The organism is Caulobacter soli (genome assembly GCF_011045195.1).
In the GTDB taxonomy this organism is placed as follows: Bacteria; Pseudomonadota; Alphaproteobacteria; order Caulobacterales; family Caulobacteraceae; genus Caulobacter; species Caulobacter soli.
The window spans coordinates 43200-57388 of the sequence record NZ_CP049199.1 but is presented as its reverse complement, the minus strand read 5'-3'; the positions used below and the strand labels follow the sequence as shown (position 1 = coordinate 57388).

The 14189-nt window shown below is 67.6% G+C and carries 11 protein-coding genes and 1 riboswitch; of the genes, 2 read left to right on the top strand and 9 right to left on the bottom strand.

Going from position 1 to position 14189, the window contains the following annotated elements:
- Positions 1 to 21: 21 nt before the first annotated feature.
- The 4 genes from G3M62_RS00240 to G3M62_RS00225 form a co-directional block, all read right to left on the bottom strand.
- A complete protein-coding gene (locus G3M62_RS00240; protein WP_165183896.1) occupies positions 22 to 1677 on the bottom strand; it encodes an MFS transporter in 1656 nt (551 codons plus the stop codon).
- 62 nt (positions 1678 to 1739) lie between these two features.
- A complete protein-coding gene (locus G3M62_RS00235; RefSeq protein WP_165183895.1) occupies positions 1740 to 4439 on the bottom strand; it encodes a PAS domain-containing hybrid sensor histidine kinase/response regulator in 2700 nt (899 codons plus the stop codon).
- Positions 4440 to 4525: 86 nt separating this feature from the next.
- Complete coding sequence (locus G3M62_RS00230; RefSeq protein WP_205691929.1) at positions 4526 to 5209, bottom strand: Fe2+-dependent dioxygenase; 684 nt, start codon at positions 5207 to 5209, stop codon at positions 4526 to 4528.
- A gap of 115 nt (positions 5210 to 5324) precedes the next feature.
- The gene (locus G3M62_RS00225) at positions 5325 to 7706 is read right to left on the bottom strand and encodes a TonB-dependent receptor (protein WP_165183894.1); all 2382 of its coding nucleotides are present in this window, start codon (positions 7704 to 7706) and stop codon (positions 5325 to 5327) included.
- A gap of 310 nt (positions 7707 to 8016) precedes the next feature.
- Positions 8017 to 8096: riboswitch (ZMP/ZTP riboswitch) on the top strand.
- An 18-nt stretch (positions 8097 to 8114) separates the two neighbouring features.
- Between G3M62_RS00225 and G3M62_RS00220 the strand changes: the two genes are divergently transcribed.
- Together G3M62_RS00220 and G3M62_RS00215 are read left to right on the top strand one after the other, a co-directional pair.
- Positions 8115 to 8747, top strand: coding sequence for a LysE family translocator (locus G3M62_RS00220; protein ID WP_165183893.1), 633 nt, complete (start codon positions 8115 to 8117; stop codon positions 8745 to 8747).
- 134 nt (positions 8748 to 8881) lie between these two features.
- A complete protein-coding gene (locus G3M62_RS00215) occupies positions 8882 to 9598 on the top strand; it encodes a ribonuclease T2 (protein ID WP_165183892.1) in 717 nt (238 codons plus the stop codon).
- On the opposite strand, the gene G3M62_RS00210 is transcribed toward G3M62_RS00215, so the two are convergent.
- The 5 genes from G3M62_RS00210 to rbfA form a co-directional block, all read right to left on the bottom strand.
- Positions 9595 to 9855: a hypothetical protein gene (locus G3M62_RS00210; protein ID WP_165183891.1), complete on the bottom strand. Its 261-nt coding sequence runs from the start codon at positions 9853 to 9855 to the stop codon at positions 9595 to 9597. The two genes, G3M62_RS00215 and G3M62_RS00210, sit on opposite strands and share 4 nt — an antisense overlap.
- A 178-nt stretch (positions 9856 to 10033) precedes the next feature.
- Entirely contained in the window at positions 10034 to 12184 is a 2151-nt protein-coding gene (gene pnp, locus G3M62_RS00205; RefSeq protein ID WP_165183890.1) for a polyribonucleotide nucleotidyltransferase, read from the bottom strand.
- Between the two features lie 244 nt (positions 12185 to 12428).
- Positions 12429 to 12698 (bottom strand): 30S ribosomal protein S15, encoded by a 270-nt coding sequence (gene rpsO / locus G3M62_RS00200; protein ID WP_007667263.1) that lies wholly within the window; start codon positions 12696 to 12698, stop codon positions 12429 to 12431.
- A 14-nt stretch (positions 12699 to 12712) separates the two neighbouring features.
- On the bottom strand, positions 12713 to 13645 hold the full coding sequence (gene truB / locus G3M62_RS00195) for a tRNA pseudouridine(55) synthase TruB (RefSeq protein WP_165183889.1): 933 nt from the start codon (positions 13643 to 13645) through the stop codon (positions 12713 to 12715).
- A 2-nt stretch (positions 13646 to 13647) separates the two neighbouring features.
- Positions 13648 to 14142, bottom strand: coding sequence for a 30S ribosome-binding factor RbfA (gene rbfA / locus G3M62_RS00190; protein ID WP_165183888.1), 495 nt, complete (start codon positions 14140 to 14142; stop codon positions 13648 to 13650).
- Positions 14143 to 14189 lie beyond the last annotated feature (47 nt).

Genomic DNA, 14189 nt, shown 5'->3' with positions numbered 1-14189 from the left:
GCCGGGATGAGCGGATAATAGCTAGTCCAGCGACCGGTCCTTGGTCTCGGGCAGCAGGAACAGGGTCGTCAGCACGCTGATCAGGGTGAAGATCACCGGATACCAGAGCCCGGCGTAGATGTTGCCCACCGCCGCCACGATGGCGAAGGCGCTGAACGGCACGAAGCCGCCGATCCAGCCGGTGCCGATATGATAGGGCAGCGACAGGGCGGTGTAGCGCACCCGGGTGGGGAACAGCTCGACCAGGGCCGCGGCCAGCGGTCCGTAGAGGGCGGTGGCGCCGACCACGAAGACCAGCAGCACGCCGAACACGCCCCACCAGTTCAAGCGCGCCGGATCGGCCTTGACCGGATAGCCGGCCTTGGCCAGGGCGGCCTTGATGCGCGCCTCGACCTCGGCCTTGACCGCCTTGGCCTCGGCCTTGGACAGGCCCGCGGCGCTACGGGACTCCACGGCGACCGTCCCCACCTTCATCACCGCCACGCCGGATGGGGCCTCCTCGTTGCCGTACGAGACGCCGGCGTTAGCCAGGGTGCTTTTGACGATATCGCAGGCGGTCACGAAGGCGGTCTTGCCGATGGGATCGAACTGCAGCGAGCAATCCTTGGGATCGGCGAACACCACGACCGGAGCCCGCGCGGAAGCCTCGGCCAGGGCCGGATTGGCGGCGCGCTCCAGCAGGTGGAAGCCGGGGAAATAGAACGCCAGCGCCAGCACCATGCCGCCCAGCATCACCGGCTTGCGGCCGATCCTGTCGGACAACCAGCCGAACACGACGTAAAGCACCGCGCTGACCGCCGCGGCGGCCATCATCAGGCCGTTGATCACGCCCGGCGAGACCTTGAGAAACTTCTCCATGAAGGTCTGGATGTAGAAGAAGGTCGTGTACCAGACCGCCCCCTGGGCCGACATCACGGCGAAGAAGGCCAGCAACACCAGCTTCAGATTCTTCCACTCGCCGAAGGCCTCGGCATAGGGCGCCTTGGACGCCGCGCCGTCTTCCTTCATGCGGGCGAAGGTCGGGCTTTCGCTGAGCTTCAGGCGCATCCAGACCGAGACCGCCAGCAGGCCGATCGACACGGCGAAGGGGATACGCCAGCCCCAGGCGTCGAAGGCGGCCGGACCGGCCAGGTCGCCCAGCAGCCAGCGGGTCGTCAGGATGACCAGCAGCGCCGCGAACAGGCCCAGGGACGCCGAACTCTGCACCCAGGCGGTCGATCGGCCGCGCTGGTCCGGCGGGGAGTGCTCGGCCACATAGATCGCCGCCCCGCCATACTCGCCGCCCAGGGCGAAGCCCTGCACGCAGCGCAGGACGATCAGCAGGATCGGCGAGATGATCCCCGCCTGCTGGTAGGTGGGCAGCAGGGCGATGGCGAAGGTCGCGCCGCCCATCAGCAGCACCGTGGCCAGGAACGCCCCCTTGCGCCCGGCCTGGTCGCCGATCTTGCCGAACACCAGGGCGCCCAGCGGCCGGAAGGCGAAACCGACGCCGAACAGGGCCAGGGCGGCGACATAGCCGGCCGTGTCGGACAGACCCGTGAAGAAGGTCTTGGAGATCACCTGGGCCAGGCTGCCGAAGATGAAGAAGTCGTACCACTCGAACGCGGTGCCCGCCGACGAGGCCGCCACCACCATGCGCATCGAGGCGCGGTCCTTACCCTCAGCCTGGGCCGTCATACGCTGGTTTCCCCCGTGTTTCTTGGGAGAGGCTTAGCGTGGTTTCGGGCGGTCTGGAAAGCCTAGGCCACCGCCGCCGCGTCCTCCGGCTCGCTCCCCGCCAGCCGGACGATCTCGCCGATCAGGGCGGCCGGGACGATCGGCTTGGCGGCGACGCCGTCCATGCCGGCGGCCAGATAGGCGGCGCGCTGGTGCGACAGGACGTTGGCGGTCAGGGCGATGATCGGAGTGCGGGCCGCCGGACTGGGCAGGTTGCGGATGCGGCGGGCGGCCTCGAGCCCGTCGATGCCGGGCATCTGCACGTCCATCAGGATCAGGTCGAAGCCCCGGGCCGCGGCGGTCACCCCGCCCAGGCCGTCGTCGGCGGTCTCGACGCTGGCGCCCAGCTGTTCGAGGATGCGGCGGGCGACCAGGCGGTTGGTGGCGTTGTCCTCGACCACCAGGATCTTCAGGCCCTGCAGCAGGCCGTCGGCCATCTCGGGCTCGGCGGCGCGGGCCTGCGCGGGCGGGGCGGCGATGGTCAGCAGGAAGGTCGAGCCCACGCCCTCTTGCGAGGTGAAGCCCACCTCGCCGCCCATCATCTGGGCCAGCCGCCGGGTGATGGCCAGGCCCAGGCCCGAGCCGCCGAACCGGCGGGTGGTGCTGGCGTCGGCCTGTTGGAAGCGCTCGAACAGCCGAGCCTGGGCCTCGGCCGGAATGCCGACCCCGGTGTCGACCACCTCGAAGCCGATGCGGGGTTCGGTCTCGCTTCCAGAACCCTCCAGACGACGCACCCGCAGGGTCACCGAGCCGTCCAGGGTGAACTTCACGGCGTTGCCGATCAGGTTGAACAGCGCCTGACGCAGCCGGCTGGGGTCGGTGAGGATCAGGCCGACGTCGGGCGCCTCGACCCGCAGCTCCAGCCCCTTGTGTTCGGCCTGGGCCCGCAACAGCCGCGCCACGCTCTCCGCGACTTCGCTGGGATCGACCGCCTCCTGGGTGACGTCCAGCCGTCCCGCCTCGATGCGCGAGAAGTCGATCACGTCGTCCAGCAGGGTCGACAGCATGCGCCCGCAGGCCAGGGCCTCGCCCAGCAGATGATTGGCCTCGCCCGGCAGCTTCTCGCGCTTGAGCAGGTGCATGACCCCCATCACCCCGTTCATCGGCGTGCGGATCTCGTGGCTCATATTGGCCAGGAACTGGGCCTTGGCCTCGCTGGCGGCCTGGGCGGCGCGCTCGGCCTCGACCAGCGCCAGCTCGGCGCGCTTCTTGTCGTCGATGTCGAGGATCAGGCCGAACGCCTTGCGGACCCGGCCGGCCCCGTCCAGACGCACCTCGTGGAAGATCCGGATCCAGCGCTCGTCCCCGTCGGGCGTGACCACCCGCACGTCGAACGAGCGTCCTCGCGAGCTGAGATGGCCGTCGCGATGGCGCTGCCAGTCCTCTGCGGCCTCGTAGACCGCCGCCACGTCGCCGGGGTGGATCATCGGCCAGACGGCGCTGCGCACGTCCTCGTAGGTGACCCGGCGGCCCAGGATGCGGTGGAACTCGGGCGAACCCCAGAAGCCCTTGCCCACGTGGTCGATCTCATAGACCCCGGCCTGGGCCGCGCCCAGGGCCACGCGCAGCCGCCGCGCATTGGCCCGCGCCTCGCGCCGGGCCTCCGACAGGGCCGTGACGTCGTCCATGTAGGTGATGACCCCGACGATCGCGCCGTCGGCGTCGCGCCAGGGCCGGGCTTCCCAGCGCAGGGTGTGGGTGCGGCCAAGGCCGTCGTCCAGCTGGTCCTCGCGCCGCAGGACCGTCTCGCCGGTCAGGGCGCGCTCGACGGCCCGGACGAAGCGCTTGCGCGATCCGGAGGTCAGTTCGTGCAGCGTGCGGCCGATGACGTCGGCTTCGCGGGCCTGGAAGATCTCCAGGAAGCGTGGGCTGACCACCTGCAGGCGCAGATAGCGGTCGTAGAGCGCCACCGCGAACGGGGCTTCCTCGACCAGGCGGCGGGCCTGACGCTCGCCCCACACCGCCGCGTCGCGGGTCAGGGCCACGTCGGTGACGTTCTGGGAAATGCCCTTCAGCGCGAACAGGCCGTCGGCGCGTGGCTCGGTGCGGAAGGTGGCGCGATAGGTGAACCACTGGTCGCGGGCGCCGCGCAGGCGATGCTCGATGGTCGCGCCCTGACCGGTGCGCACGGCCGCGTCGAACGCCGCCCGCAGGCCGTCGCGTTCGCTGGGGTCGAGACGATCGTAGAACTGCTCGGGCTGGGACACGTCCTCGGGCTCCAGGCCCGTGGTGGCCAGGATGTCGCGCGACCACTCGATATGTTGGCCGTGCGGTTCATAGCTCCAGACGCCGATGCCGGCCGCCGAAGCCAGCAGCTCGCGGGTCTGGCGGGCGGCGGTGACCTCGGCGCGGCGGGCCATGTCGGCGGTGACGTCGCGCAGGGCGGCGACCATCTCTCCGTTGGGACCCAGGCGCGACTGGCCTTCCAGCCACACCCACTCGCCCGTCTTGCAGACCACTTTGAAGCGGTGGAAGGCTTCGCCGGCGGCGCGGATCAGGGCCGCGGCCTCGGTGAAGTCCTGATGCGAATCCGGATGCACGAAGCGCAGGGCCGGCTGGCCGATCAACTCGTGCCGCGCCCAGCCGGTCACCCGCGTCCAGGCCGGATTGACCGTGGCGAACCGCCCCCGCGAGACCACGGCGAACAGATCGTGCGAATGGTCGAAGAACCATTGCGCGCTTTCGGCGTCGCTCAATCTCGGGGTCTTGGGGGGCGAGGGCATCGCGGCTCCAGAGAACGGACGCCGGATGGTGATGCTGAAGAGTAAACTTATGGTTGGCGTGGGCGATCATTGTTCGCCGACCGCGATCAGACCTCGGCCCACATCCGCAGCAGGTTGTGATAGGTCCCGGTCAGCGACAGCACCGAAGGGTCCGTGGACCCTACCGCGCCGGACAGCCGCTGGATCGCCACGTCCATGTCCAGCAAGAGCGCCCGCTTGGCGTCGTCGCGCACCAGGCTCTGGATCCAGAAGAAGCTGGCCGTCCGCACGCCGCGCGTCACCTCGGTGACGTGATGCAGGCTGGAAGCCGGATAAAGGATCGCCGAGCCCGCCGCCAGCTTGACCAAGTGACTGCCATAGGCGTCCTCGACCACCAGCTCGCCGCCGTCATAGTCGTCGGGACCGCTGAGGAAGACGGTGATCGACAGGTCGGTGCGCAGGGTCTGGCCGGTGACCGGGTCGCGGCGGATCGAATTGTCGACGTGATCGCCGAACCCCATGCCCTGGCCATAGCGGTTGAACAGCGGCGTCAGGATGGTGCGCGGCAGGGCGGCCGAGACGAACAGCGGATCGGCCTGCAGGGCCGCGACGATGATCGCCCCGACCTCGCGGGCGGCGGCCCCGTCCTGCGGCAGCTGCTGGTTGTTCTTGGCCATCGCCGCCTGAAAGCCGGAGGTGACGTTGCCGTCGATCCACTCGGCCGCGTCGAGCACGGCGCGGCAGTGGGCGACCTGGTCGGCGGTCAGGACGTCGGGGATCTGGATCATCATGACCAGACTCCTAGCAAGAACTGGCGCTCAGCAGAAATATGGCCTCGCCCGGGAGGGGCCGCTCCCGGGCGAGGCGCTCGAACGTCTGACGATCAAACTCCGGGGAGGGAGAGGATCAGTACTTGACGTTCAAGGTCAGGATCGCCTGGCGGCCGGGCGCCGGATCGGCGTGGTGCACGCCGTTTGTCCGCATGATGTAGCGCTCGTCGGCGAGATTCTGGACGTTCAGCTGCAGGTCGACCTTGCTGTTGATCACGTAGCTGGCGAAGGCGTCGAAGCGCCAGTAGTCCGGGGCGTAGACGCGGTTGGCGCCGCCGCCGGCCCCGCCCTGGTTGCCGCCGAACATCTTGGACACGTAGTAGGCGCCGCCGCCCACCGAGACGCCGCGCACGACGCGGTAGGTCGTAAACAGGCTGAAGCTGTTCTTGGGCGTGTTGGCCAGCGGGTCGCCCTGGTTGATGTTGACGACCGGAATGTTGGCGCCGGGACCCGTGGTCGGGATCGTCACCGCGCCACGGACCAGCTCGCTGTCCATGTAGGTGTAGCCGCCGAAGGCCTGCCACCTGGGCGTGATGTTGCCCGAGACGCCCAGTTCGACGCCCTTGACCTCGGTCTCGCCAACCTGGGCGTAGACGCCGGTGTCGATCTGGATCGCGGCGTTCTTGCGGGTGGTCTTGAACACCGCGCCCGACAGGGCCAGCGTGTCGTGGAACAGGGTCCACTTGGCGCCCAGCTCGAAGCTTTCGCTGTCTTCCGGCTCGAGTAGGGTGTTGGCCAGGTTGCCCGAGCCGACGGTGCTGTTGGCGTTCTGGTCGCCGCCGGCCACGGTCGGCGGGGTCGAGGCCGTGCCGTACGAGACGTAGAGGCTGGAGTCCTCGGTCGGCTTGAAGACCAGGCCCGCCTGGTAGTTGGTGAAATCCCATTCGCCCTGGCGGTAGGTGATCGTGCCGCCGCTGAACACGCCCTGGGTCTGGGTGAAGCTGCCGTAGTCGTAGCCGGCGCTTTCGTAGTGGTCGTGGCGCAGGCCCAGGTTCAGCAGCCACTTGTCGCCGAACTTGATGGTGTCGAAACCGTAGATCGCCGCGGTCTTGGTGACGTTGCGGTTGGCCGGGCTGCGGTTGGTCACGCCGGTCCAGGGATCGTTCGGATTGGGCGCGTAGACCAGGGTGCAGTCGCCCGCGCCCAGGGTCGCGGCGTTGGTCCCCAGGTTGAAGCCGGCCGGGCAGGCCGAGCCCGAGGTGGTGAAGGTCGAATAGGAGGCGTTGAGGTTTTCCTCGCGGCTGAGTTCGATCCCCAGGTCGAAGCTGTGACCGAAAGCGCCGGTCGCGAACTTGCCGTGGAAATCGGTGTTGGCCGCGACGGTCTCCACCGGGTTCCAGCGGGTCTTGGTGCCGCGCTTCATCCACCACTGGCCGCCGATCAGCTGGGCCGCGCCGCCGTCGCCGGGATTGGTGACGATGTAGTCGTTCAGGGTCTTGGAGTAGCGGACGACCTGGCGCACGCCGAGGTTCTCGTCGATCGCGTGATCGATCGCGAAGGTGGCGATGTCGGCCTTGGTCTTTTGGTAGTCGCGGGCCTTGAGGCCGTAGAAGCTGTCGTAGTCGACGTCCAGGATGCCCGAGGCCGTGCGCGGCTGGGTGGTCTTGGTGAACAGCGGGATGCCGTAGTCGGGCATCGCGTTGCTGTCGAGGTGGTAGTAGCTCAGCGTCGCCTGGGTCGGGCCGTTGAGGCCGGCGGCGATCGACGCCGCCGCGCCCCAGCGGTCGAAGTCCACGGCGTCGCGGCCAGGCGTGTCGCCCTTGGTCCCCAGGACGTTCAGGCGAACGGCGACGCTGTCGTTGAGCTGGTGGTTCAGGTCGGCGGTGGCGCGGATGTAGCTGTCGGTGCCGCCGGCGATCGAGCCGCGCGCGAAGTCGTCGGCCTTGGGGGTCTTGGACGTCAGGTTGATGCTGCCGCCGCCCGAGCCGCGGCCGCTATAGGCGCTGTCGGGGCCCTTCACGACCTCGACCTGCTCGAGATTGAACACTTCGCGGGTCTGGCCGCCGCTGTCGCGCAGGCCGTCGACGAAGACGTCGTTGGCGCTGGACTGGCCGCGGATGAACGGACGGTCGGCCAAGGGCTGGCCGCCTTCGCCGGCGCCGAAGGTGATGCCCGGCGAATTGCGCAGGATGTCCTGCAGCGAGGTGGCCGCGGTCTGCTGGATGATCTTCTGCGGAATGACCGTGATGGCCTTGGGGGTGTCGACCAGCGAGGCGGTCAGCTTGGGCGACTGGACCTCGGCGCTGCGCTTGCCGTCGACCTTGACGCCCGAGACCTCGGTGCTGGTGTCGGCCGGAGCGGCCGTGGCGACCGCCGCGTCGGCGTCGGCCTCAGGCGCGGCCGCGAAGGCCGCCGGGGCCAACGACAGGCCGGCGAGGCCGGCGACCGTGGCCACGCGCAGAGCGCCACGGGCTTGGCTGCGAACGCCGGCGACGGCCGGCTTGGAAGTCTTTTGCATGTTTGAAACCCCAGCAGGCCGTCGAGGGAGCGCGGCCCTTTGTCGTAATTGCGACGCGTTCTTATCTTTAGCTTTGCCGGTATGCAATGATAATCATTCTCAGAAACAACCCCTATCGAGACCGCGATCCTGGTTGTGCGGCGGGCCGGCCGCGTGTCACCTCGCGCATCCAATTCTCAGTTGATTGGATGAGGCCGTGGACATGCCCTTGCACGTGTCCCCTGACAGGGCGCGGGGGTTTTGGGACACGCCCAGGGGCATGTCCCCGGCGGCTCCCCCTAAACCTTCACCACGAACCGGTGTAGACACCTCTCGTCCGCGTGACTGGCGATCACAGGGAGCACCCTGAGGGAGCGCGGACGTCACGAGCCGTTCGCCTGGGCGCCCACCTCGAAGCGGAGTTCGCCCATGCCCGAAGCCAAGACCTGGATCGCCTTCTGCCTCGTGTGTCTGGGCATGGCCCTTACCCCGGGGCCGAACATGCTCTATCTGGTCAGCCGCTCGATCTCCCAGGGCCGCTGGGCCGGGATCGTGTCGCTGGTCGGCACGGCCGCCGGCTTCGTGGTCTATCTGCTGTGCGCGGCCCTGGGCATCACCGCCCTGCTGATGGCCGCGCCCATCGCCTATGACATCCTGCGGTTCGGCGGAGCGCTCTACCTGCTGTGGCTGGCCTGGCAGGCGATCAGGCCCGGCGGCGCCTCGCCCTTCCAGGTGCGCGAACTGCCCAAGGACAGCCCCGCCAAGCTGATCAGCATGGGCTTCCTGACCAACCTGCTGAACCCCAAGGCGGCGATGCTCTATCTGTCGCTGCTGCCCCAGTTCATCGATCCGCATCGCGGCGCGATCCTCGGCCAGTCCCTGGCCCTGGGCGGCAGCCAGATCGTCATCAGCCTGACCGTCAACGGCTGCATCTGCCTGGCCGCCGGGACCATCGCCACCTTCCTGGCCAAGCGCCCCAGCTTCGCCCTGATCCAGCGTTGGCTGATGGCCACGGTGCTGGGCGGCTTGGCGGTGCGCATGGCGACCGAGGCGCGGCGGTAATCTCCCACGATCCGCTCATCCCGGCGAAGGCCGGGACCCAGGCTGACTTGGCCGCTTCGGACTCAGCGCGTAATGACGGACTCTGCTTGGGTCCCGGCCTTCGCCGGGATGTTGGGATGTGTAAGGGAGCGCGCATGACATCGAAGTTCGCACGAGCCGCCATCGGCCTGTTCGCATCGCTCGCCCTGGCCGGCGCGGCCCAGGCCTCCAGCCTGAAGGCCTGCGCCGTCCCGCCCAGCGTGATCCCGGCCCCGGCCGAGGTTCCGCCCGCCGGCGAAATCCACACCGACGTGCCGACCGCCGCCTATCTGCTGGCGCTGTTCTGGTCGCCCGAGGCCTGCCGCGCGGGCATTCCGGAGTCGAACAAGGTCATCCAGTGCGACACCAACAGCTTCGGCTTCACGGTGCACGGCCTGTGGCCGAACGGTCCCGACAAGGTTCATCCGCGCTATTGCAAGCCCAGCCCGCCGATGAGCGCCTCGACGGTGCTGGCCAATCTCTGCATGACACCCTCGCCCTGGCTGTTGCAGCACGAGTGGCAGGCGCACGGCACCTGCCAGTGGGACACGCCCGAGGCCTATTTCAAGAAGGCCCGCGAGGTGCGCCAGGGCCTGAAGGTTCCAGACCTCAAGCCCGGCCCCGACGGGACCCTGACCGCCGGCCAGATCCGCCAGGCCTTCCTGAAGGGCAATCGCGGCATGACCGCCGAGGGCCTGAACGTGCGCGCCAACAAGGAAGGCCGCCTGACCGAGGTCTGGATCTGCATGGACCTGAAGTTCAAGCTGGCCGCCTGCCGGGGCGGCAACGGAACGCCGGACAGCGCGACGCTCCAGGTGACCCCCAAGCGCTAACCCGCCTGGGGGTGACGCCAGCCCCGCTCGGCGGCCATCCAGTGCGTGTTGCGGGCCCGCGAGGCTTCGAAACAGACGGCGCAGATCAGGCTGATCCCCGCCTGCGCCTCTGACTGGGGCGTCCAGCCGCCGCCGGCCAGCCGCGCCTCCTCGCAGCGGTCGCACCAGGCCGCCTGCTCGTCCGACGCGTCCTCGTCCTGTTTGCCGTAGGGCTCGTTGAAACCCAGCCCGACGCCTTCGACCAGATGCTGGCACACGAAGCTGGGCCTCCGCAGGCCATGGCGTTCGCAGTGAACTCGTCTTTGGTCGTCTTGCATCCGACACGCCCCCCAGCGTCTACGGCCAAGTTAACCTCATTGATCGCAAACGCAAAACGGGCGGCTCCTTTCGGAACCGCCCGTTCGCTAGCCTAGGCCGTGAAAGACGTCTTCACCCTCAGGTGTTGACGGCTTCCTCCGGGGTCACGGCTTCCTTCTTGGACAGGTCTTCGCCGGTTTCCTGGTCGACGACCTTCATCGACAGCTTGGTCTTGCCGCGATCGTCGAAGCCCAAGAGCTTCACTTTGACGATCTGGCCTTCCTTCAGCACGTCCGACGGCTTGGCGACGCGTTCGTTGCTGATCTGGCTGACGTGGACGAGGCCGTCCTTGGCGCCGAAGAAGTTCACGAAGGCGCCGAAATCGACGACCTTCACGACCTTGCCGTCGTAGATCGCGCCGACTTCAGCTTCCTGGGTGATCGACTTGATCCAGTCGATCGCGGCCTTGATCTTGGCGGCGTCCGAAGCCGAAACCTTGACCGTGCCTTCGTCGTTGATGTCGACCTTGGCGCCGGTGGTGGCGACGATCTCGCGGATCACCTTGCCGCCGGTGCCGATCACTTCGCGGATCTTGTCGGTCGGGATGGTGATGGTCTCGATCTTCGGGGCGAAGTCGCCGACTTCTTCCCGAGGCGCGTCCATCGCCTTGTTCATCTCTTCGAGGATGTGCTCGCGGCCGCCCTTAGCCTGGGCCAGCGCTTGCTCCATGATCGCGGGCGTGATGCCGGCGATCTTGATGTCCATCTGCAGAGACGTCAGGCCCTGGCTGGTGCCGGCCACCTTGAAGTCCATGTCGCCCAGGTGATCTTCGTCGCCCAGGATGTCGGACAGGACGGCGAAGCCGTCCTTTTCGAGGATCAGGCCCATGGCGATGCCCGAGACCGGACGGATCAGCGGAACGCCCGCGTCCATCATGGCCAGCGAGGAACCGCAGACCGTGGCCATCGAGGACGAGCCGTTCGACTCGGTGATCTCGGAGACCAGGCGGATGGTGTAGGGGAAGTCTTCCTTGGCCGGCAGCATCGGGCGCAGGGCGCGCCAGGCCAGCTTGCCGTGGCCGATTTCGCGGCGGCCCGGGCTGCCCATACGGCCGGTTTCACCGACGCTGTAGGGAGGGAAGTTGTAGTGCAGCAGGAAGGATTCCTTGTAGGTGCCTTCCAGGGCGTCGATGAACTGCTCGTCGTCGCCGGTGCCCAGGGTGGCGACCACGATCGCCTGGGTCTCGCCGCGGGTGAACAGGGCCGAGCCGTGAGTGCGCGGCAGGATGCCGACTTCACCCAGGATCGGACGAACCTTGTCGACGGTGCGGCCGTCGATGCGGATGCCGGTGTCGAGGATCGAGCGACGGACGATGTCCGCTTCCAGTTCCTTGAACACCGAGATCAGCTTCAGCGGATCGATGCCGGCCGGGTTGGTGTCGCTCTTGGCGAAGGTCTCGACGGCCTTGTTCTTGGCCGCGCCGAGGGCCGCGACGCGTTCGCCCTTGCCCTGGATCTTGTAGGCGGCGGCCAGGTCCTTGCCGACGGCCTTCTTCACTTCGGCCTTCAGGGCGTCGGTGTCTTCCGGTTGGAAGTCGAAGGGTTCCTTGGCGGCGTGCTCGGCCAGCTCGATGATCGCGTCGATCACCGTCTGCATTTCCTTGTGGGCGAAGTTCACGCCGCCCAGGACGATCTCTTCCGAGAGCTCCTGGATTTCGCTTTCGACCATCATCACGGCTTCGGACGTCCCGGCCACGACCAGGTCCATCTTGCTTTCCTTCAGCTCGTCGAGCGTCGGGTTCAGCACGTAGCCGCCATCAACGTAACCGACGCGCGCGGCGCCGATCGGGCCCATGAACGGGGCGCCCGACAGGACCAGGGCGGCCGAGGCGGCCACCATGCCCAGGATGTCGGGATCGTTCTCGAGGTCGTGCTGCAGCACGGTGACGACGACCTGGACTTCGTTCTTGAAGCCCTTGACGAACAGCGGGCGGATCGGACGGTCGATCAGGCGGGAAACCAGAGTTTCCTTTTCCGACGGACGGCCTTCGCGCTTGAAGAAGCCGCCGGGGATCTTGCCGGCCGCGAAGGTCTTTTCCTGGTAGTTGACCGTCAGGGGGAAGAAATCTTGACCGGGCTTCGCCTTCTTGGCGAACACGGCGGTGGCCAGGACGACGGTTTCGCCCATGGTGGCCAGGACGGCGCCGTCGGCTTGACGGGCGATGCGACCGGTTTCGAGGACCAGCGTCTTGCCGCCCCACTCGATCGTCTTGCGCTTGATATCGAACATTTTTGCTTCTTTCGGTTCCGAAGGACCCATTTCCTTCAGGACGGACAGGGGCGGGCGGCCGAAGGGCGGTCCCGAGGTTTCCTCATCCAGTTCGACAGGCGTCCGACGATCGTGATCCTCGGCGTACATTCGGGCCCGCGATGTGCGGCCCCGCAGCAACCAATCGTTTCAGCCTGTCTTGAAACGGTGGCCAGAAATGCGTTCGGCCGCCTTGCCGGAGCAAGGCGGCCGAATTGCGCCTAACTTAGCGGCGCAGACCCAGCTTCTCGATGAGAGCCGTGTAACGGCCCAGATCGGACTTCTTCAGGTGGTCGAGGAGGCTGCGACGCTGGGAAACCATCATCAACAGACCACGACGGCTGTGGTTGTCCTTCTTGTGGGTCTTGAAGTGCTCGGTCAGGTTGGCGATGCGCTCGGAGAGGATCGCGACCTGGACTTCGGCGCTGCCGGTGTCACCCTCGGTGCGGGCGTGTTCGGCGATAAGAGCGGTCTTGCGCTCGGCAGTGATCGACATCGGGTTGTCTCCGCTCAGGTGAGTTGGAAGACCCGCACCGGATTGAGCTTTCCGGCGCGCATCTCGCACAAGGCCACCAACCTCTCTCCGGACATGGCGGAAACGGTGCGATCGCCGGGCGTGAGCTCGGCTTTCAGCGATTCCACCTGCCTTGGGAGCAGAACGATGGCGCGTCCTTGCGCAAGCCGGAAGGCGTCTTCATCGGTCACGGCCAGCGCCGGGATGTCGTCCAGCGCGGTCTCGACCGGAAGCAATGCCTCCGACAGGCGGGCCTCATAGCTCAAATTCTCCAGGGTTTCCAGGCTTATCGCGGAATCTTCCCTGAAGCGGCCGACTCGCGTGCGGCGCAGCTGGTCGACATGTCCACAGGCGCCGAGCGCGGCGGCCACGTCACGGACGATGGCGCGGACATAGGTGCCCTTGCCGCATTCCATCTCCAGCTCGATGTGATCGACGTCCGGCGCGGCGACGACGCGCAGCGCGTGAACCTGCACCTTGCGGGTCTTCAGCTCGAACTCGACGCCCTCGCGAGCCAGGTCGTAGGCCCGTTCGCCATCGACCTTGATGGCCGAATAGTTCGGCGGGATCTGGTCGATCTCGCCGATGAACGGAGCCAGCACGGCCTCGACCTGCTCGCGCGTGGGACGCACGTCGCTGCTGTCGGTGGTCTCGCCCTCCCGGTCCAGGGTGGTGGTCGAGCGACCCCACTGGATCGTGAAGCGATAGGCCTTGTCGGCATCCATCAAGAACGGGACGGTCTTGGTCGCCTCGCCCAGGGCCAGGGGCAGGATGCCCGTCGCCAGAGGATCAAGGGTCCCGGCGTGACCGGCCTTCTGGGCGTTGAACGCCCGACGCACGCGCGACACCGCGCTGGTCGAGGTCAGGTCGTAGGGCTTGTCCAGGCAAACCCAGCCGGAAACGGCGTCGCCCTTCTTGCGGCGGGCCACGCTTAGCCTTCCTCGTCTTCGGCCACGTCGCTGAGGCGGCGCACGTCCTGCTGCACGCGCGGGTCCTCGAACAGGCGATCCATGTAGGTGGCCGAGTTGAAGGTCTCGTCGTGCAGGAACTTCAGGTCGGGCGTGAACTTCATGTCGATGACCCTGGCCAGGCGGCCGCGCAGGAACTTGGTCAGGCGGTTGAGGCCAGCCACCACCTCGGCGGGGCTGCCCGGCACGACCACGGTGCGCGACGGCGAAGACGGCTCGCGCTCGACCTGCGGCGTGACGCTGGCGCCCAGGGGCTCGACAAAGCAGACGGCATGCTTGAGGTCGGCGCTCATCCGCACTTCGGAAATGGTCACCGAAATGCCCTGCAGGGCCGGATCGACCAGCTCCTCCTCGCGCAGGATCTCCACCAGGGCATGGCGCACCAGTTCGCCGGCGCGCAGTTGCCGCTGCGACGGACCCACGGGTCCGCTCTTCTTGTTTTCGGAATGGCGCTTCATGGCGCGGTCGCCTCGATGCCCGGCCGGCGGATCGAACGCCGGTAGCG